This window comes from Phaeobacter sp. PT47_59 (assembly GCF_028890025.1).
In the GTDB taxonomy this organism is placed as follows: Bacteria; Pseudomonadota; Alphaproteobacteria; order Rhodobacterales; family Rhodobacteraceae; genus Phycobacter.
The window spans coordinates 1-19,891 of sequence record NZ_JARCJL010000030.1 but is presented as its reverse complement, the minus strand read 5'-3'; the positions used below and the strand labels follow the sequence as shown (position 1 = coordinate 19,891).

The following is a 19,891-nucleotide window of genomic DNA, read 5'->3' as shown; positions in this document are numbered from 1 at the left end:
GACGAGCAACCGTTTGAGCGGAAGATTGACAGTGGCGACCCATTGCCAACTTTCAGGAGTGTCACGAACGGAAGGAAGAAACGAAGACCAATCGTCGGTGGCGGATGAAACTCAGGTGAATGAACGCAAGGAATCCTTTTGAAAACGCGTCTGGCGGACATGACCGAAAAACGCCTCGGCCGCCGGCGAAAGTGAGCGGCCGGAGCGCCGCACCAATCCGATCATGCGCCGTGCTCCGAAATCAGGGATTTCCCGCAAAATAAGGCGTTCGGTTCGTAGAACCGGCAGGGTCAGGCTTGGCAAGGCCGTGACCCCAAGACCCTCGGTTACCAATGCGCCTGCGGTGGCAAGGTGAGCCACTTCGAAGCGTGGGTTGAGTTGTGTGCCGATCCGCAGGCACGCCCCGTCCAGCAGCTCCCGTACGCTGGTCCCCTTGGCCATGGCGATAAAGGGCATCGCGGCGATCTCGGCCCAGGAATAGGTGCGATCCTGGGACAGAGGACCGTCCGAAGCCCCAATGGCGACGAAGGCATCGTCAACCAGGGGCTGAAAGGACAGGCGGCTTCGCGCGGAAACGGTGCCCGCCGTGAAACCGATATCCGCCACCCCGGATTCAACCGCTTCGAGCACCGTCCCCGAAAGGGCATCCATGATCCTAAGGTCCAGGTCAGGGTGCTTTTGGGAAAAGCTCTTGAGGAGCCCGGGCAACAGCCCCGCCGTGACCGATGGCAGGCCCGCGATGGTCAGGTGCCCGTTGCGCGCCGACAGGTGAGCATCAAACTCTGCCATCCCGTCCTGTGCGGTATGAAGCACCCGTTCCGCGATCCGTGCCAATGTTAGCCCGGTCTCGGTCGGGACGACGTTGCGCGTGTCGCGGTCGAACAGGCGGATACCAAGTCTGTTTTCGATGGCCGAGATCTGGCGTGACATGGCCGAGGGCGACAGCCCAAGCTCATCCGAGGCGGCACGATAGGACCGGGCCCGGACAAGTGTGAAGACAGCCTGGTAGTCCGAGAGATCAAGATTGTTGATAATCATGCATCAATTATGCCATATATCTCACTTCACGCAATAGAATTGCGCCTCCATTATCGCGGCAGGGTCCGGCAAGCGGGCCAAAGGGAGGATAGAATGAAACACGCACTGATCGCCCTATTGGGGGCAACTATGCTGACGGGGCCCGCGTTGGCGCAGGACAAGGATCTGCTGATCGGCTCGACCTCGGCTTCGTCGAGTCACTATGGCTATTTCGTCGCAGTGGGCCAGTTGATCAACGAAAAGGCCGATGGGCTAAAGGCATCTGTGGTCGAAACCGGCGCCACGATGGACAATATCCGCCGCATGGCGCGCGGGCAGGTCGACCTGGGTCTGGTGACGACGAATGCTGTGCAGCATGCAGTGGCCGGAAAGAATGCCTTTGACGGCAACCCGCAGGACCTGGCTTTGCTGTGGGTTTATACCAATGCGCCGCAAAACGTTATCCTGCGCGCCGATGCCGGGATCGATAGCCTCGCGGGGCTGCAGGACGTGCGGTTCAACCCGGGCATCAAGGGGTCGAGCACCGAGGCCACCACCGAAGCGGTCTTTGAAACGCTGGGACTGTCGGCCGATTACGTGCGCGGCTCGACCACCGATATCGTCGGCGCAATCAAGGACAACCGGGTAGCGGGCTATGTGAAATCCGGCTCGGGGCAAAAACTGGATGGTTCCACCATGGATATTGCCACGGCAGTCGACATCTCTGTCGTTGGCCTGAGTGCCGAACAGGCGGATACCCTGCGGCAGAAGATGCCCGACATCTCGGTTGTCGATATTCCTGAAGGCGCGGCAGACGGCATTCCGGCCTACACCACCTGGAGCTTTGGCGTCGGCGTCGCGGCGCCGACCTCGATGGACGCGGAAACCGCCTACCAGATCGTTGCAGCGATCATGACGGACGACAGCGCGCAGGCCAACGCCATGGCCAGCCTGAAAGGCGTCGACCTGGCACAGATGACGCTGGACTATGGCACCATTCCTCTGCATCCGGGCGCAGCGCGTTGGTTCGAGGAAAATGGTCACACGCTCCCCGAAAAGCTCAAACCCGGGAACTGACCTGAAATGACGCTTGACCGCATCCAGAAGGCTTTGGCGATCCTCGTCGGGGCCTTCGTTTTCTACACTGCTGCGACAGGCCCGTTCGAAGGGCTGATCCAGCGCGCGCTGTTCCTTGCGCTGGTTGCTTCGCTGGGCTTTGCACTTTACCCACTGGGAGCGGGCAAGCCATGGCGACCGCTGGGCCTGCTACTTGATCTCGGACTATGCGGCGTGACCATTGCGGCCTGTGGGTATGTGGTCTGGAACTACGATACGATCATGACGACGCTGCCCTGGGCCACGACGCTGGACAAGGTGCTGACGCTGGGGCTGGTCGTGGCGGTCCTGGAGTTGGGGCGGCGGACGGTCGGTATGATCTTTCCGGCGCTGGTAATCGCGGGCGTGGGGTATGCGCTGTTCGGAAACCTGCTGCCCGGCGCGTTGCGGCATCGCGGTTTCGACACCGCCTTTGTCACCGAGACGATCTTCCTGGGAGACCTGGGTATCTGGGGGATGCTCACGGGCGTCGCGGCGACGGTGATCGCAGCCTTTGTCCTGTTCGGCGCGTTGCTGCTGCATACCGGGGGTGGGCAGGCTTTCATGGATCTTGCAATGCGGCTGGGCGGCCGTCAGCCCGGCGGTGCCGCCAAGATCGCTACCATTGCCAGCGGGCTGTTCGGAATGATCTCGGGCTCTGCCGTTGCCAACGTGGCGACCACCGGCAATTTCACCATCCCCATGATGATCCGGCTGGGATATCCGCGCCCCTTTGCGGCGGCAGTCGAAGCCGTGGCATCGACCGGTGGCCAGATCGCCCCGCCGATTATGGGGGCGGCAGCCTTTGTCATGGCCGAAATCCTGGGTCTTCCCTATACCACCATCATCGTGGCCGCGATCCTGCCTGCCGTCATGTTCTACGTCTCTGTCTTCGTCACGGTTCACTTCGTCGCGCTGAATCGTGGCCTTGCCATCGTTCCCGAAGACGAATTGCCGACCTGGGCTGGTATCATCGCGCCGCGCCGAGTTCTGCCTATCCTTGCCGCTCTCGGAGGGTTGGGAATTGGGATATGGCTGGGCCGGTCCATAGCCACCTCCGCCTTTTACGGGGTTCTCGGGCTGCTGGTTGCCTTTGTCGCCACTCAGGCGGGTTCCCTGTCGTTGCGTGAAATGCTGGGGCGTGTCGTCGATGGTCTCGAGGATGCGGGCAAAGGAATGGTCATCATCGGCGTTCTGCTGGCCGGGGCGCAGATGTTGGTATCCATGATCAATCTAACGGGAATCGGGGTCACGCTGTCCTCGCTGATCGTGACGCTGGCCGGGGATTCCACAGTGCTGGTATCCATCATCGTGGGGCTTGTTTGTCTCGTCATGGGGATGGGACTGCCGACGACCGCCGCCTACGTGCTTGTGGCAGCCGTCCTGGCCCCGGCGATGACGGCTGTGGGTATCGATCCACTCGCTGCACATCTGTTCGTATTCTACTTTGCCACCATATCGGTGATCACCCCGCCGGTCTGTGTCGCCGTCTTCGTCGGGTCGGGGATTGCAAAGACCAACTGGCTGCCCGCTGCCGCAGAGGCGGTGCGACTGGGCGCCGTGACATACCTGGTGCCGTTCCTCCTGATCCTCTACCCGGGCATGACGATGCATGGTGGCCCGCTGGCCATTGCCGAAGCCGTCGCGGCGGGATTTGCGCTGGTCCTTGCTGTGCCGGCCCTGCTGGCGAACGCACAGCTGACCGGGTACCGGGGGCTGGACGTGACGCTGTTGCTGGCCATCATCGCGCTGGCGATCTGGCCGCATCCGGTCACGCCTTTCCTCGCGCTTGGTGTTTTTCTTGGCGCACGCGCCCTGGGCCGATCGAACGGAAAGGGCGCGACATGAAGACCATCCGCATTGGGGCAGGGGCCGGGTTTCAGGGTGACCGCATCGAACCTGCGGTCGATCTGGCAAGACGCGGAGAGCTGGATTTCTTGATTTTCGAGTGTCTGGCCGAGCGGACCATCGCGCTGGCGCAGCAGGCGCGGCGCAGGGATCCCGCGAGCGGTTTTGACCCGCTGTTGGAGCGCCGTATGCGGGCCGTGTTGCCCCATTGTGCGGCCAATGGAACGCGGATCGTAACCAACATGGGAGCGGCCAACCCGCGTGCCGCCGCTGCCCTGGTTTACCGTCTCGCCCGCGAGATGGGCCTGTCAACGCGCGTTGCCGCCGTGACCGGGGACGACGTGCTGGACCGGATCGGTTGTCACCTGCTCGAAGAAACCGACCAACCGGCCGCGGCGCTGGGGGAAAGGCTCGTGTCGGCCAACGCCTATATCGGCTGCGGTAGCATCGTCGCGGCGCTGGACGCGGAGGCGGATGTGGTCATCTGTGGCCGCGCTTCGGACCCGGCGCTGTTCCTGGCTCCGCTGGTGCATAGTTTCGGCTGGGCGATGGACGACTGGACCCGGCTTGGTCGGGGCACGCTGGTAGGTCACCTGCTGGAATGTGCGGCACAGATCACCGGGGGTTATTTTGCCGATCCCGGCTTCAAGGACGTTCCCGACCTTGCCCGAGTGGGCTTTCCGCTGGCCGAGGTTTCGGCTGATGGCAATGCGATCATCACCAAGCTTCCTGAAGCCGGAGGGATGGTCAGCCGCGCCACCTGCATTGAGCAGCTGCTTTACGAGATCCACGATCCGGCGCGGTACTTCCAACCTGACGTGGTTGCGGATTTCTCGGCCGTGACGCTGGACGAGGTCGGCCCCGACCGGGTCGCAGTTGCGGGTGCCTCCGGCACGCCAGCCACCAGGCAGCTCAAGGTTTCGGTCGGCTATCACGACGGTTGGCTGGGCGAAGGGCAGATTTCCTATGCCGGTGCGAATTGCGTCGCGCGCGGTCGCCTTGCGCTGGACCTGGTGCGCGCACGTCTGGTCGATTGCCATGAACATGTCCATGAGGAGCGCGGCGAGCTGATCGGACTGAATTCCATTGCGCCGGACAGGATGTGCAGGGACAGCAAACCGAACGAAATCCGCATGCGCTACGCGGCACGTTGCGTCGACGAGGCAACCGCAACAAGAATCGGGGAAGAGGTTGAAAGCCTGTACCTCTGCGGTCCCGCCGGAGGCGGTGGCGCAACGAAGTCCGCGCGGGAAATCATCGGCATCGCGTCGGCCCTGATCCCCGCCGAACAGGTTGTGACGAGCTACGAAATCATGGAGGGTCAGGATGCTCCTGCATGAGATTGCACATGCCCGTGCCGGAGACAAAGGCGACACCTCCAATATCTCGGTGATTGCGCTTCAACCGGAGAATTGGCCTTTGATCAAGGAACAGGTCACCGCAGGCCGCGTGGCGGCTCATTTCGGTATTGCTGACGCAGGATCGGTTACATGCTACAGCATCCCACAGTTGCACGCGCTGAATTTCGTGCTGCGCGGAGCGCTTGTCGGGGGGGTCACACGATCACTCGCGCTGGACGCCCATGGAAAGTGCTTGGCATCAATACTTCTCGATATGGAAATCTAAGATGGTCCGGCCCGGGGGGCTTGCCAAACGGCCCAGAGCGGGCGTTGCGAGCCACCGCTGCGAATGACCGCATTGCCGCCCGTTTGATTTGGTAGCACGTCCGGTCGCGGCGGTTACCCGATCCGTTGACCTGGATTTGCTTGATCAATTCACTTTCGTTTTGTTGTGTTTCTGTAATGTCCAAAATGAACGAAGGCGCGCCACTCTCACCAAGATCGACGTGATCGTTGAGGTTTACCTATTTTCGCATATTCAGCACGCGTGCCACGACCGGCGCGAGAAGAACAACCGTCAGAATACGTAGCACGTGGTGGGTGACCACATAGGCAAGATCGGCTCCTGCGATGATAGCGATCACGACCATCTCGGCCTGACCGCCCGGCAAGAACGCCATTAGCGCGTCGAGTGAGGGGGCAAGTTCGAGGGTGACGATGATCTTGAAGAATACCAGCGAGACGAGCGCCATCACAGCCGAATAGACCAGCCCAGCCGTGATGTTGCTGCGCACCTCGAGCCGGGTGATCCCCACGTACTTCACCCCCACGGCGATGCCGATGAAGAACTGCGCGGCTTGGATAATCTCAGCGGGTCGGCGGGTTTGCACCACCCCTGTCAGCGATAGGATCGTGGTCAGGATCATCGGCCCCAGAATGGATGCACCAAAGAGGCCAACGCGCTTGGCCAGTTTCCAGCCGATCAACCCCGCCAGCGCCATGATCACGATCTGGCTGATCGGCAACGAGGCGATGGGCGCGCCCGGCGGCGCACTCAGGTCGAGACCGTAAGTCATCGCGATCATCACGGGCGCGATAGACACCAGTACCACCACCCGCGTGGCATGGATCAGCGACAGAGCGCGGGGATCCCCGCCTGCCTCTTCGCCGAAAATGAGCATGTCCTGCAGCCCTCCCGGCATGGCAGAATACCACGCGGTAACGGGATTGAACTTGAACACAAAGCGCAGCAGCGGATAGCCCACGGTGGCAATCGAAGCGATGAACAACGGCACAAACATCAGCGATATGGCGATGTCGGGCAAATGGTGGATCAACTCGGGCGTGATTGAGGCCCCCACGGCCACCCCCAGAAACGTGCGCATGAAGAACCCGAATTGCCCCGCCCCGGTCATCCTGGCCCCGAACAAGGCTGCCAACAGGCAGGCTGACATCGGGCCAAGCAAAAACGGCAGCGGCAACCCAAGGATCAGGAAGGAAAGCGCCCCTGCAATCGCAATGGCAAAGGTGAGCGCACGAGTCATGCGATCACCTTCCTGTTTGACCTGGGAGAGGGGTCAATCCCCATCGGCCACCCCCTCGGCACGTGCAATGGCGCGGGCGCGCCGCGCACGATAGCTGGGCAACAGCACCAAGAGCACGGCGATCACCAGAAGGCCGAGTGTCATCGGCCGCTCCCAAATGAAAGCAACCCCGTCATAAAGCTGCATCGAGCGGGCGAAATTGTCTTCCATCATCCCGCCAAGGATGAACCCGATCAGCAGCGGCGCCAGCGGATAATCGGCGAACTTGAGCGCTGTGGCGCAGACACCGAAGCCGACAAGGATCAGCAGTTCGATCGCGTTGTTTTGTCCGATGTAGGCCCCCATCAGTGTGAAGAACAGAATGAAGGGGATCAGGTAGTTGCGCGGCACCGACAGCACTTTGGCGATATACGGGATCAGCGGCAGGTTCAGGACGAGCAGCACCAGATTTCCGATGAACATGGACATGATCACAGCCCAGAACACCTGCGGCTCATCGATCATGAGGCGCGGACCGGGCGTCACATTGAGTGCGATCAACGCGCCCAGCAGGATCGCCGTTGTGCCCGAGCCCGGAATGCCGAGTGTGAGCAGAGGCACGAAGGAACCGGTGCAGGCCGCGTTATTCGCGGTTTCAGGTGCGGCCAGACCTTTGATCGAGCCCTTGCCGAACTCGTCCTGCTCGTCCTTGGAAGCGATGTTCCGCTCAACGGCATAACCAAGGAACGAGGCGATCGTCGCGCCAGCGCCGGGAAGCACCCCGATGAAGAAGCCCTGCAGCGACTGACGACCGATCACCGGCGCAATCGATTTCGCCTCTTTACGGGAAATGCGCAGATCAGAAATCTTCTCTCCCTCCCCTCCGATTTCCTTGGGCTTGAGCACGAGGAACAGCGCCTCGGGCAAGGCAAACATCGCCATGGCTAGCGTTACAAAGCCAAAGCCTGACTGAAGGTCCATCAACCCCATGGTGAAGCGTGGCATGTTAAACAGCGCGCCTTCACCCACGGTGGCCATGATCAGACCGAGAATGGTCATCAGCAGCGCTTTCGCCACCTGCCCCGTACCGGCAAAGGCCGCAATCGCAGACAATCCCACAACCATCAGGGCGAAGTATTGCGACGAGTGGAACAACAACGCGACCGAAGACAGCATGGGCGCAAAGATCATCAACAAGATCGCCCCGACTGTGCCGCCGGCGAAACTGGCGATGGCTGCGATGGTCAGCGCCTTGCCTGCCTTGCCTTTGCGCGCCATCGGGTAGCCGTCGAAAGAACTGGCCACCGTGCCCGCAACCCCGGGCGCGTTCAGGAGAATCGACGACGTCGAGCCGCCAAAAATCGCGCCGTAATAGACACCGGCGAGAAGGATCAGGGCGGTCGAGGGATCGCCCATGGAAATGGCGACTGGGATCATGATCGCGATGATCGACATCGGACCCAGACCCGGCAACATGCCGATGAACGTGCCGATCAAGCATCCCGCAACCACCATGAGCAAGGCTTGAACCGAGAGGGCCGTTTGCAGGCCAATCAAAAGTCCTTCGAGCATGGCATTAACCTCCGATGAAGCCCGGCAGCGGGCGCAGATAAATGCCGAGCACCTGTTGGACCAGATACCAGGCGATGAAGGTGGCGAGTGCGGCGACCACAGCCATCACAATCCAACGACGCTCCCCCAAGAGGGCCGAGCCAAGGACAAGAATACCGAAAGTCGAGCCGATGAACCCGAAGGGGCGCAGCAGAAAGGCGTAGGCTACCATTATACCCAGCAGAGCAATGGCTTGGCCGAGATGGTAGTCATGCAAGCGGCGATAGTCGATTTCGAGCGCTTTGGCTTCGCTTTTCTCAACCCCGAGGAGAATGATCAGCGAGGTGGCAATGCCGATGACAGACAGAACCTTGGGAAAACTGCTTGGCCAGATCGGCGCGCGGCGCATGAACGGGGCGAGCCCCTCATCCATCACAAACCAAGCGGTATAGCCGTAAGCCAGACAGGCCCCAAGAATTATCAATGCGATCCAACGATCAAGTGCCATGCTCCCCTCCCACGGGATGGGCTTGGGGCGGAGGAAATCCCCGCCCCGAGCTGCTATCGTATGCGTTTTGAGCGTGACTTAGAGGAAGCCGAGCTTCTTCATCAGATCACCGATGACCTGCTCTTGGTTCTCAAGGAACGCTTTGAACGCGTCGCCGGAGTTGTGGATGTTGACCCAACCGTTGCGCGCGCGCACGGCTTCCCACTCGGGCGTGTCGTACATTTTCTCAAGAGCGGTTTGATAGGCTTCGAGTGTCTCATTGGGCAGGCCCGGAGCACCAAAGAACCCGCGCCAGTTTACAAACGTGGCGTCGATGCCCTGCTCTTTAAGCGTCATGGCATCAGACGCCACATCAACGCGTTCCTCCGAGGTTACACCGATGATTTTTACTTCGCCCGCAGCGGCCAGATCAACAGCTTCGGAGAACCCGGTGGACAGGGCCGCAATCTCACCGGACAGCAGTGCCGCCATGGCTTTACCGCCCGCGTCGTAGGGAATGTATTTCATCGCCAGCCGATCAAGACGGATCGACGGGATGCTGAAGGGGTTGCATGCCTGCTTCATCTCGGATGGTTCCGTCCGGTTCATGGCAAGTCTGTGTCGGTTCAAGAAATCCGGGCTGTTCTTGGCGCCCGAGAAGCCTTTCAACATAACATGATAGCTCTGGAAATGTCGCTGCGTGGACTGTTGTGGAACTTCGGCCTCAAGGCAGGTGCGATCTTTCGCGGTAGTTTTGAGACGCGCAGTCGGGAGTTGGCAGAAGGCAATCCGATGCTGGAAACCGCGACCGAACCGATGCTGCGGGCCGTGCGTCCCTGCAACAGGAACTGGCTGGCCTCGAAAAACATGTGCGCCAGATTGCAGGGCACGATCCATTTTGCTGCCGCCTCATGACAATGCCGGGGATTGGAGCGGTCGTGGCGCTTACCTTCCGTGCAGCTATCGATGATCCAAAGCGCTTTCGCTCTTCGAAGCGGCTCGGCCCCTGGGTTGGTCTGACGCCCTCACGCAATCAGTCCGGTGAACGGGACGTGTCCGGCGGTATCACCAAAGCTGGTAACGTCAATTCGAGGCGAGCATTGTGCCAGGCCGCACCCCCTCTCGGCAGATTTGCTTTGCAAATCGCCTGCCGGGCAGTGGTCATGATGAACCGTGGTAAATCGACATGGCTACGAACATGGGAAGCCCAACTCGTGCAGCGCCGCGGTCGTAATAACGCGATGGTCGCCCTCGCACGCCGCATCGCGGTCATTCTTCATAGGATTCGGGTCGATGGCACAAATCTCAGTCAGATGCTGCGCCGAACGCGGTCTGATAGGATGATATCCCACCCGTTGCCTACCTGATTGCAGGCTTACAAGGTCCCGCAGGGACGTGGTTCCGATGATGCGGTGGTCTGGACTGTCGCTCACATAAGTCAAGCCGCCTATGCGATGGGCACATCGGAATTGCATCGAACCAGCATCATGTTGGCAGCCGAAGCGCTGACCACGAACCGAAGCATGTCCCCCAAGGATCTCAGCAGAAAGCCGCGACAGAGGCCACGACGGGCAAGCGCGGGCGTCAGCCTGAGTTCAGCGATGCCGCGATCCAGATTTGCCTCACGATAAAGGTGCTTTTCGGTATGCCCCTTCGCCAGACGACCGGCTTTGTCGAAAGCCTGTTGCATCTGGCCGGGCTTGACTGGAAAGTGCAAGACTTCAGCATCCTATGCCGCCGTCAGAAGACACTGAACGTCGCCATCTCCTACCGTGGCGGCACCTGTTGATCGACGCGACCGGGATAAAGGCGAAGGGTGAAGGCCCCCTTTGGGCGATGCAAAAATCACCTTTCGGCTGAAAGAGTGCAGCGCGCGCGAGCATGGAGGTAGCAAAATACGCCTTTGGCGCGATCCGCATCTCGGGATGACGAGGAAACACTGGAAATCCGTGCGGGTGGCGTCACCACAAGCAACGTCGGCGCCGTACCTATTCTGCCTGACCTGCTGGAACAAATCCCGCCCGACCAGGAGATTGCCACAGTCACAGCCGATGGGGCTTGTGACACGCGCAGATGCCACAATGTGATTGCCGCTCGTGGGGCAGCTGCCGCTCGCCATTGTGCTCGAACCAATGACGCATCAATGGCTCTCTCTCCGCGTAAAAACGCACAACTTTGGAAGCCAACCACAGCGGGCGCTATCGTGTGAGACGAAGCCGTAAGTGCCGGAAAACATCTCGGGCGGGCACTCTGGCGAAAACTGACCGGATATCACCGACGCAGCCGCGCAGAGACGAAAATGAACTGCGTCAAACTCCTTGGCCAAGGCCCTCCTCTCGCACATTCTGCAAATGTGTTGCCGGGCGGGGCATGGCCCGAGACTTCGACCGGCAGGTGGCCGAACTCCAAGTCCGGATTGCGGCACTCAATAGCGACACAGCTTTTGGCATACTCGTCACTGAGCCCGTAGGATAAGTCCGTCCGGGGAAAGGGGAAGTCTGCTCATCATTCGATTTGTGCAACAGAGCCTTGGCTTGTGTCGCTTGTTTCCCAGTGTGAAACCCCCGTTTTCCTAAACATAACGGCGGACCACTTCACCGGGGGAGGATCACATTGGGCCGCCACCACGATCCAGCCCAGCACCAATGAACGGGCCCGTGTCGCCGCGCTTCTGGCAGGTGATGTGGATGTGATTGAATAGTTCCCTGTTCAGGATCTGGATCGTCTACGGGCGGATGACAAGGTGAATGCGGTGCGGGGCGCATCAAGCCGTGTGATCTATCTGCATTTCGACTACGTTGGTGAATCCTCACCGATGATCGGCGGTACCGACGGGAAGAGCCCCCTGAAAGATGTGCGGGTTCGCAAGACGATATCCATGGTGATCAATCGTCCTTTGATCGTTGACCGTATCATGGGCGGCCTGGCTGTGTTGTTGAAATCTGCAATGCCGTTACAGAGTACGACCCAATCATCGGAGATCAATGGGTCCTGAGCCTAGCTGGTTGGGACACCGCCTGCTTTAGGGCCGAAACGACCGTCTCTGGCGCTTGATAAAGAAGCAGTTGCCCGGAATCCGGCACCACGTTGAGTGAGGCACGTGGACCCAACCACGCGGCAAATTCTCGTACTGAGGCGACGCTGACCACCGGGTCGTCCTGCCCATGCAGCAGAATCACAGGCACCGTTGATGCGGACACCGAAGCGCGCCAATCACTGAGAACGTGGAACGAGTCGACCTCAAAGGCTTCGTAACCCTGCGCAACCGAGAAGTGGTAGCCAGCGGCTATGATTTCCAAGACATCGCTCTTTGAAATCATGTTGATATCGTGCGGGGAGGAGGCATAGAGCGCGCGAATAAACTTTTCCTCACCGCCAAAATCCAGCTGGCGAATGCCAGCTCGCAAGACAAATGGCAAAAGGTTTGGGGTGTAGCGCGCGGTATAGGCAACAAGCTTTTGGCGCGGCGCCATCGAGGCAATTTGGCGCGCGGAGACAATTGGCACTCCGCCGGAGACGCTTACAATCGCCTGCACGCGCTCTCCTAAATGCGCCGCCGCCGCAAATGCGTAGACTGATCCGCCCATGTGCCCAAACAGGGTGACCTGTTTCAAATCAAGAAAGTTCAGCAGATCTTCGACATCCGATGCCAAACGCTGGTGCGCAGTTTCTTTTGGACCGCCGTCCCCTGGGTTGCTTCCAAAATGCGGGCGTTCGATCGCGTAAACTGTGATGCGATGTTCAAACAGGAGCTGTATGGCTTTCGGTGCAAAATCGCAGCCATCCAACATGCCGTGGAAAAAAACAACGGGTTGTCCCATTTCGGGGCCAAACCGATGATAGGTCATTACCCTGCCATCCCGTTGCAGGAATTGAGATGTCTGCCCTTGGTTTACATGCGAGCTGGAGCGATGCCTTAGATCGTCAACCGCATTGAGGGAGAGCAGAAGACGTACAAGCTCCGTCTGTGACGAGACGCCCGTTTTGGACATCAGTGTTTTCACCTGCGTGCGCACTGTATTGACTGAGCTTGACCGGCGTTGCGCAATAGAAGGGATATCGGCCCCTTCCACCAGGCATTCGGCAATTTGCAACTCGGCCTGAGACAGACCAAAGGACTGCGTCAGCATCTCGCCGACGGTGTCATGCCAATCGGCCTGAACTTCTCGGAGCAACACCACCGCTTCGTCCGTCCGGTCCACTATATCCGCAACCAAAAACACGGTGCGGTCCGCGGCCTCGGAATGCACGCGTAGTACCGCTTTGTGGTGGGAGACCTCCGCCGTCGGTGACAAACGCGCAATCATACCGCCCAAGGCGCCACGCGATTTCTCCCACATCGTCAGGTCCGACACGTGAGAGCCACGTCGTAGATCGAACAGGCGGCCAGCGGCGCCATTGTGCCAAACGATCTGCCCGGTTCGGTTCACAAGACAGGCGGCAGCGCCCCCCTTTGTGGAGGCATCCGCAGACGGCGCATCCTGGCGTCCCAGCTCCTCAAGCAGGCGAAACCCCATTTCGAAATGGCGCTGAACCTGCGGTGTTTGCAGATCCGCTGTGCTGGAATATTCACGCTCCAGCGTCGTTAGATCGGCCAAGGCAGAAGAGACGTAGCTGGCCCATTGATCCATGAAGTCATCGTAGGCCTGCGGGCGTATCGCAATCTTGTAGATTCGTTCGATCAACTCCGCTTCGACGTGAGAATTGTCCCCGTTTTCGGGAAAATGCGTGTTTGGCATAAAAACTATCTAAAACTCGTCTAAAACCTCGATACACCATATGGTGTATGGTCGTGAAATTGTCGCGAGGCGAACCTTCGCTCAAGTCATGATTTCACTACCTCATGCCAGGGGGGAGATCAAAAGAACCTGGCAGTAAAAATACTGTAAAGCGCTGTTTTTTTTGGATTAAGTGCTGGTCCGATTTTTTGATCAATCGGAAAAATAGCGATGAGTGTTCTGAGCTGCTTTTTGTTGCGGCACCCGAGGCCGGTTCATATCGTCCGTACTCATATTCACCCGACCGGGATGGGGCTTTCCCGGGCGTTATTTTAGTCGGCGGAGCGGCGTTCAAACCCACCCTCCGCCAGTTCACAAAGGTCGCGGCAAGACCTGATCCAATCTGCGAACGCGGGTTGGAAACGGGGAAGTTGTGCCGCGTACGGGGAGGCAACTATGCCAGAAGAACTGAGTTTCTATCAGCAAGTGCAACAAGCTGGCGGTTATGGTGACGTGCTTGGCGTTTTTAACCTAGCGTTCAATGAAGCTGCGGGCGAGACTTGGGGCGACGCAGATAGCATTTTTTCGCTCAACGACAATATTCTTGGTGTTCTCAGCGAGATAATCAACACGATAGAAAGCTCTAGCAACTCTGGCTTGTTTGCAACTGCGGGCAACGAATTTGGTTCACTGAACAGCCTACATGCCGCTGCGCAGGCATTGATTTCACTTGAAGACTTTTTGAAGCTGCTTGATGAAGCGACAGATGCAGGCGAGTTGACAGGCGGCTTGGCGCTGGTTGGCAATACCGCAGGTGAAGCACAACTGTTGCTTTCAGCGGCCAGCGGCGCACTCGCGGTGTTCGGTGCAGTTGTCGCACCCGAAGCTGCGGCCATCGCTATCGCCTCGGTCACGCTTGGCGCGCTGGCCAACACGCTGGGTGCCATTCAACAAGCGGCTGGAGATTTCAACAATCTCGTCGCGACGATCCAAAACGCGATCGACGAAGCGAACAGAACCGGCGAGCCGGTTGTGATCGAGCCGGACAATGGCCGAAACGACAGCAATGATGGCAATGGCAACCAAGACTCAGGACCAGATGGTGACGGGGTAAGTGGAAATGATCCCGGACGCGCGCCTATCGAACCCGGGGAGCCAATCATCATCTCTCCGGATACCGAATGGGAAGACCTGGAACTCACCAATGAGCAGCGGGAGCAGCTGGAGCAAGAACCCACTTCGCCGGCACCACCTCCGGCAGATCCAGATCGCGACGATCAGGACGACGATAGAGGCCGCAGCAACAACAACAACAACGGCGGCCGTAGGCGTAGTGAAGAAGAGGAGGACTTGCAAAGACTTCTGCAACCGAAAACGCCAGGTCCCGACGAGCCCAGAGGGACACCGCCGAGCGGGCCAAGCATGCCGAACCCCGTTGAACCGGTGCCGCGGGATCCGCTTGTACTGGATTTGGATGGCGATGGCATCGAACTCACCCAAGCCAGCGAGGTGCCGGTGTTCTTTGATGCCAATGGTGATGGTGTTGCGGCACTCACCGGCTGGGTCGACCCGGACGACGGCCTGTTGGCGCGGGACGTGGATGGGAATGGGTTGATTGAAACGCAAGCCGAGCTGTTTGGCACGGCAACCGTGGATGCAATTTCTGACCTTGCGACACAGGACGATGATGGCAACGGCGTCATTGACGCCAGTGACACAGTTTGGGACAGCCTGCGCCTGTGGCGTGACCTCAATCAAGACGGTGTGAGCTCGGCCAATGAGCTGCAAACCTTGGACGAGGCCGGGATACGCAGCATTTCCGTGGCGAGTACGCCCGTTGGCGAGATGCGCGGAGAAAACTTCGTGCATTCCAGCACCATTTACGAAACCACGGCGGGTGACATTGGCCAGGCAGCTGCCGTGTTCTTTGGCGTCAACACCTTGATCAGCCAAACCGAGCCGCCGATCGTTTTTGAGCAAGGGTCGGCCTACCTCGACATTCCCAACACCAAAGGCTTCGGACACATGTTGGATCTGCGCAGCGCGGCCTATCATGATCCGGAGCTGTTCACGATGGCGCAGTCGCTGATGGCCGATGCTGCCGGATTGACGGGCACTGAGTTCCAGCTGCGGTTCGAGGCTCTGGCATTGCGCTGGGCAGGCGTGCACGATTTGCCAGGAGCCGACGCGCAACAACAAAGGGTTGCGTTTCTGGACGCTTTCAGAGGTGCGGAAACACCCGGCGAAGACAACGGCACAGTTACCACTGGGCACTATCACACGCTCATCGATTCCTTGGCGCTGCGCTTTGCCATTGAAATGGCAAGCATTCAGGCTGGCCAAGCCACAACACCAGAGGAAGTGATCGACTTCATCGACAGCCCGTTTTTTGCGCTTACCTATGCGGACGTCAGCCCAACATACGGGCTGCTCGACGGTAATCTGGAACGTGTGATCTATGAAATTGGTACCCGACTGCCAGAGGACACCGGTGCGGCGATGGCCAAGTTGGAAAAAATCATGCCGCTGCTGTCCGCGTTCCGCAACGAGTACTTTGCCGAAGCAGAACAGTTTTTTCGCGCGTCTCAGATCAACTCAGACTTCAACGATTACGTTCGATCCGCCTTGGCGCGTCATATCGACAATCCGACCCTGGTTGAATTTGCCTTTGCAGCTGTAAATGCGTCCTCGGGGTTCGTGGGCACCGCAGGCGATGATACCGGAACCCTGGACATTGCCGCCTATGAGACCTTTTACGGGCGCACCGCACTTGTCGATTTGGGGCAAGGCAGCGACTCCCTTGTGGTGACCGCCGCGCAGGCGCAAAGTGACCATTGGGATGTGAGCTATGTTTACGCGGCAGGAGACGGCATCGACAGCGTTGACGTCTCCGCCGCACCGGGCATGCACCGCCTTTTCCTGAGCGGGATTGACGCGGCGCAGGTTGCAGCAACGGTCCAGTCCAATGGGCGCGACATATTGGTCGAGTTCGCAAATGGCGGTAGCATTCTCTTTGCGGGTATCAATGACCTTGGTTTCGAATTTGAAATTCTAACCGATGATGGCCAAACCATTGTACCAGCCGTCGATGACCGGATGGGAGTTTTCCTCAACACCGACGATGATCAGACACATGTCGGCAATGAGTTGCGTGCGGATGCCTATCACTATGGCACCGGCGGCGGTGTCGACAGCATTGAAGAGATCTACACTGCCGGCGATGAGACACTGGATCGTCTGATCTTTGCCGATATCAACCGTGATGATCTGATCCTGACGGTAGAGCTGAACGATCTGGTTCTGACCTTTGCCAATGGGCAGCCCGGTGACAGTCTGCGGATTATCAATCAGACGGCCGCCCATGGGTTTGGGTCCGACAACAGCGCCTACAAAGTCGAAGAGTTCGAGTTCGCCAATGGGGAAGTGATCACCGCACAGGAGTTGATCGACGACTATTTCGCCGCACGTGCCACGCCCGGTGACGATGTGATCACTGGCTTCCGGTTTGCCGACACGCTGCACCTGAGCGACGGGACCGACAGCCTGCATGGAGAGCGCAGCGGCGATCTCTATATTCGCGGGGCAGGTGTCACCGGCACCACTACCATCGAGGACAATGGCTCCTCTGTGGGCGACAGATTGGTTGTGCAGGGGTTTACCCAATCTGAGGCTACGTTTGCCCAAGACGTCAATCATCTGGTCGTGACCCTGCCAAATGGCACTGTCATCATCCGAAATCAGTTCGGCATCAACACCAGCGATGTGATCGAGACGCTGCAATTTGACGATGGTGAGCTCTCCGCGACCGAAATCACGGCGTTGACAAACCCGGTCAGTGGCTCGTTTGTGTCCCTCACAGGCACGGAAGACGCCGACGTGCTGACGGGAGGCAATGACAACGAGATTATTGACGGAGCGGGCGGCGATGACGTGCTCAACGGGCGCGGTGGGTCCGATATCTATGTCTTCGGCAACAACTCTGGCAATGACATCATTGACGAGTCCGGACACGCGGGTTCCGCCAGTGTGGATCGGGTTCAGCTGCTGGATGTGACGCCTGGTGATGTCTCTTTGCAACGTGACGGGGTCGATCTGATTGTCACGGTTGTGGCCACCGGGCAGACGCTCACCATTGATCAGCAGTTCCAGAGTGCAAACCAGGGCGTTGAGTATTTTGAATTTGCCGATGGTTCCATTTGGGACGCGGCGCAGATTGCCCGGAACAGCATTGTTTTTGGTGCCATTGGCGACGATACCTTGTCTGGCAGCTCCGGCAATGAAGTGTTTGATGGGCTTGCGGGTAATGACAGCCTGCGCGGCAGTACAGGCGACGATACCTATGTGTTCCGCCCTGGAGACGGGCACGATACCATCAATGACGCGCGGTACGGCAATGACGAAACCGTGGTGAACACGGTGCGGCTGTTGGACACCACGCTCGCAGACCTGCGGGTGGAGTTTGTCAACGATAACGGCTCGATCTCTGACATTCGGTTGTCCTACGGTGTTGATGACTCGGTCTTGCTGTTGAATGCGGCATGGGGGGCACAATTTGCCAATTCGCGGCCCATTCAGCGGGTGGAGCTCTCGGATGGTACGGTCCTGAATGATCAGGAACTGATCGACATGGCCGTCGTATACGGCACCGAAGGCAACGACACGATGACCGGCGCAACCCGTATAGACGGATTGGGTGGCGATGATGTGTTGACCGGCTTTGGAGAGAACGCTGATTTCTATTGGCGCGCAGGATCGGGCAATGACCTTATCATCAATAGCGACTTTGACGGCGGCAGTGGTCGCCTGCTGCTGGAGGGGCTGAACCGCGCCGATGTCATCTTTGGCCGGGATGGATTGGACCTGTTGATCACCAACCCAGTCACAAGTGAAACGGTGCGCGTTCAGAACCAGTTTCAACCGGTGCAAAACGGCTTGAAGGCTGGATTGTCCGGCTTCGTCTTTGCTGACGAGACCTTGGATCGCAATGCCGTCGCTAATGCATCGCTCGCGCCGACAACAGATGGCGCGGACCAGATCATTGGTGGATACGATCAGGAGATCCTTATTGGCGGTCTGGGTGCGGATACAATGGACGGGGGGCAAGGCTCTGACGCCTATATCTGGCACAAGGGGGATGGCCACGACCACGTTATTGATGACAGCAACGGGATTGCCTCCATTGACGTCCTCTATTTGATGGACGTTGCTCCGGGCGAGATCACCCTGTCACGGGTGGATGGCACATCGACCGACCTTTTGATCACTATCCCTGAAACTGGCGAAACCATCAGCATTCACAACCAGTTAGGGTACGGCAGCGATGGGTTGGAATGGATCCAGTTCAGCGATGGCACACGGCAGTCTCTCGTCGATATTGAGCGCGACCTTGCCTTTGTCGACGTCAACGGCACCGGATTTGTTGAGGGCGATTACCTCGACAACACCCTGCAAGGCTTGGCGGGCGACGATCTGCTCAACGGCGGCGAAGGGGCGGATGTCTATGTCTGGACCCGTGGCGATGGCAACGACCGGATTGCCGAAACCAGAGTGGAGTTTGTCTGGGGCGGCGGAGATGAAGGTGACTTGCTCCTGATCGGCGAAGGCGAAGGGGAACTAGTTGAGATCGGCGAAGGCGAAGGGGACCTAATTGAGATCGGCGAAGGCGAAGAGAGTTTTGTTGAGGTTGAAGTCCCTGAGGAAAGTGACCGAGACGTCTTGCAGCTGGTCGGCGTGCGCAGCACCGAAGTGACTTTTGCGCGTCAAACGGGCACAGACGATCTGCTCATCACGATCACCGATACCGGAGAGGTCATCACTGTTGTCGATCATTTCCACAGTGCTTTGGCTGGCATCGAGCGGATCGCTTTTGAGGATAGCCTTTTTGGGCGCGCGGACATTTTCAATCAGTTGTCCGGCGAAAACCTTGTCGGCGATGGGTCAGACCAGACACTGATTGGCACGGCGAGCGGCGATCATTTCCAGCTGTCCGCTGGCAACGAAACCGTTGTAACCGGTGGTGGCCAGGATGTGATCTACATCGGCGAAAATGGTGGGTTTGACCGTATCGAAGGGTTTGTGCGCGGGGTAAACGGTACCGAAGTGGCCCTAGACGTTCCGGGGTTTGGGAGCTTTGATGCCATCTTGGCGGCAGGCAGCGATACGCCCGACGGCGTGCTCATCAACCTGGGTGGCGGCAATCAGCTGTTGATTGTCGACACGCTTTTGTCGGATCTGGAGTGTGAACGGCGGAGCAATACTCGGCCACGGTAGCGACGGCATAGTGTTGTCGCGGGCGGCGTAAAAGTCGTCCAC

General features: G+C 58.9%; 13 protein-coding genes and 1 pseudogene. 8 read left to right on the top strand and 6 right to left on the bottom strand.

What is annotated here, in order from left to right; genetic code table 11:
* Positions 1 to 111 precede the first annotated feature (111 nt).
* A complete protein-coding gene (locus tag PXK01_RS19140) occupies positions 112 to 1,038 on the bottom strand; it encodes a LysR family transcriptional regulator (RefSeq protein WP_274861323.1) in 927 nt (308 codons plus the stop codon).
* A 93-nt stretch (positions 1,039 to 1,131) separates the two neighbouring features.
* On the opposite strand from PXK01_RS19140, the gene PXK01_RS19135 reads away from it, so the two are divergent.
* From PXK01_RS19135 to PXK01_RS19120, 4 genes are read left to right on the top strand one after another with little or no spacing between them, the layout of a single operon-like run.
* Entirely contained in the window at positions 1,132 to 2,094 is a 963-nt protein-coding gene (locus PXK01_RS19135) for a TAXI family TRAP transporter solute-binding subunit (protein ID WP_274861322.1), read from the top strand.
* Between the two features lie 6 nt (positions 2,095 to 2,100).
* Positions 2,101 to 3,960: a TRAP transporter permease gene (locus PXK01_RS19130; protein WP_274861320.1), complete on the top strand. Its 1,860-nt coding sequence runs from the start codon at positions 2,101 to 2,103 to the stop codon at positions 3,958 to 3,960.
* Positions 3,957 to 5,300, top strand: coding sequence for an acyclic terpene utilization AtuA family protein (locus PXK01_RS19125; RefSeq protein WP_274861319.1), 1,344 nt, complete (start codon positions 3,957 to 3,959; stop codon positions 5,298 to 5,300). Before PXK01_RS19130 ends, PXK01_RS19125 begins: the two co-directional genes overlap by 4 nt.
* The gene (locus PXK01_RS19120) at positions 5,287 to 5,586 is read left to right on the top strand and encodes an AtuA-related protein (protein ID WP_274861318.1); all 300 of its coding nucleotides are present in this window, start codon (positions 5,287 to 5,289) and stop codon (positions 5,584 to 5,586) included. Before PXK01_RS19125 ends, PXK01_RS19120 begins: the two co-directional genes overlap by 14 nt.
* A 238-nt stretch (positions 5,587 to 5,824) precedes the next feature.
* On the opposite strand, the gene PXK01_RS19115 is transcribed toward PXK01_RS19120, so the two are convergent.
* The 4 genes from PXK01_RS19115 to PXK01_RS19100 form a co-directional block, all read right to left on the bottom strand.
* Positions 5,825 to 6,844 (bottom strand): AbrB family transcriptional regulator, encoded by a 1,020-nt coding sequence (locus PXK01_RS19115; protein ID WP_274861317.1) that lies wholly within the window; start codon positions 6,842 to 6,844, stop codon positions 5,825 to 5,827.
* Positions 6,845 to 6,877: 33 nt separating this feature from the next.
* A complete protein-coding gene (locus PXK01_RS19110; RefSeq protein WP_274861316.1) occupies positions 6,878 to 8,395 on the bottom strand; it encodes a tripartite tricarboxylate transporter permease in 1,518 nt (505 codons plus the stop codon).
* Positions 8,396 to 8,399: 4 nt separating this feature from the next.
* Positions 8,400 to 8,882, bottom strand: coding sequence for a tripartite tricarboxylate transporter TctB family protein (locus tag PXK01_RS19105; protein WP_274861315.1), 483 nt, complete (start codon positions 8,880 to 8,882; stop codon positions 8,400 to 8,402).
* A gap of 78 nt (positions 8,883 to 8,960) precedes the next feature.
* Positions 8,961 to 9,758: a Bug family tripartite tricarboxylate transporter substrate binding protein gene (locus PXK01_RS19100; RefSeq protein WP_274861314.1), complete on the bottom strand. Its 798-nt coding sequence runs from the start codon at positions 9,756 to 9,758 to the stop codon at positions 8,961 to 8,963.
* Between the two features lie 14 nt (positions 9,759 to 9,772).
* Between PXK01_RS19100 and PXK01_RS19095 the strand changes: the two genes are divergently transcribed.
* The 3 genes and pseudogenes from PXK01_RS19095 (at position 9,773) to PXK01_RS19085 (ending at position 11,856) form a co-directional block, all read left to right on the top strand.
* Positions 9,773 to 10,228 carry a transposase gene (locus tag PXK01_RS19095; protein WP_342456206.1) on the top strand — a complete coding sequence of 152 codons (456 nt, stop codon included), beginning with the start codon at positions 9,773 to 9,775 and terminating at the stop codon, positions 10,226 to 10,228.
* A 194-nt stretch (positions 10,229 to 10,422) separates the two neighbouring features.
* Positions 10,423 to 11,336 (top strand): annotated as a pseudogene (locus tag PXK01_RS19090) (IS5 family transposase); the annotation flags it as partial.
* A gap of 241 nt (positions 11,337 to 11,577) precedes the next feature.
* Complete coding sequence (locus tag PXK01_RS19085) at positions 11,578 to 11,856, top strand: ABC transporter substrate-binding protein (protein WP_274861345.1); 279 nt, start codon at positions 11,578 to 11,580, stop codon at positions 11,854 to 11,856.
* Here the strand turns inward: PXK01_RS19085 and PXK01_RS19080 are convergent.
* On the bottom strand, positions 11,843 to 13,600 hold the full coding sequence (locus PXK01_RS19080) for an alpha/beta fold hydrolase (RefSeq protein ID WP_274861312.1): 1,758 nt from the start codon (positions 13,598 to 13,600) through the stop codon (positions 11,843 to 11,845). The two genes, PXK01_RS19085 and PXK01_RS19080, sit on opposite strands and share 14 nt — an antisense overlap.
* Before the next feature lie 435 nt (positions 13,601 to 14,035).
* On the opposite strand from PXK01_RS19080, the gene PXK01_RS19075 reads away from it, so the two are divergent.
* Positions 14,036 to 19,849, top strand: a complete 5,814-nt coding sequence (locus PXK01_RS19075; protein ID WP_274861310.1) for a calcium-binding protein — start codon at positions 14,036 to 14,038, stop codon at positions 19,847 to 19,849.
* Positions 19,850 to 19,891 lie beyond the last annotated feature (42 nt).

Excerpts from the sequence above, each read along its gene's own strand:
- PXK01_RS19130 (WP_274861320.1), top strand. The coding sequence starts at position 2,101 with ATGACGCTTGACCGCATCCAGAAGGCTTTGGCGATCCTCGTCGGGGCC.
- PXK01_RS19080 (WP_274861312.1), bottom strand. The coding sequence starts at position 13,600 with ATGCCAAACACGCATTTTCCCGAAAACGGGGACAATTCTCACGTCGAA.
- PXK01_RS19135 (WP_274861322.1), top strand. The coding sequence starts at position 1,132 with ATGAAACACGCACTGATCGCCCTATTGGGGGCAACTATGCTGACGGGG.
- PXK01_RS19075 (WP_274861310.1), top strand. The coding sequence starts at position 14,036 with ATGCCAGAAGAACTGAGTTTCTATCAGCAAGTGCAACAAGCTGGCGGT.
- PXK01_RS19140 (WP_274861323.1), bottom strand. The coding sequence starts at position 1,038 with ATGATTATCAACAATCTTGATCTCTCGGACTACCAGGCTGTCTTCACA.
- PXK01_RS19120 (WP_274861318.1), top strand. The coding sequence starts at position 5,287 with ATGCTCCTGCATGAGATTGCACATGCCCGTGCCGGAGACAAAGGCGAC.
- PXK01_RS19105 (WP_274861315.1), bottom strand. The coding sequence starts at position 8,882 with ATGGCACTTGATCGTTGGATCGCATTGATAATTCTTGGGGCCTGTCTG.
- PXK01_RS19095 (WP_342456206.1), top strand. The coding sequence starts at position 9,773 with ATGACAATGCCGGGGATTGGAGCGGTCGTGGCGCTTACCTTCCGTGCA.
- PXK01_RS19125 (WP_274861319.1), top strand. The coding sequence starts at position 3,957 with ATGAAGACCATCCGCATTGGGGCAGGGGCCGGGTTTCAGGGTGACCGC.
- PXK01_RS19100 (WP_274861314.1), bottom strand. The coding sequence starts at position 9,758 with ATGGATCGTGCCCTGCAATCTGGCGCACATGTTTTTCGAGGCCAGCCA.
- PXK01_RS19110 (WP_274861316.1), bottom strand. The coding sequence starts at position 8,395 with ATGCTCGAAGGACTTTTGATTGGCCTGCAAACGGCCCTCTCGGTTCAA.
- PXK01_RS19115 (WP_274861317.1), bottom strand. The coding sequence starts at position 6,844 with ATGACTCGTGCGCTCACCTTTGCCATTGCGATTGCAGGGGCGCTTTCC.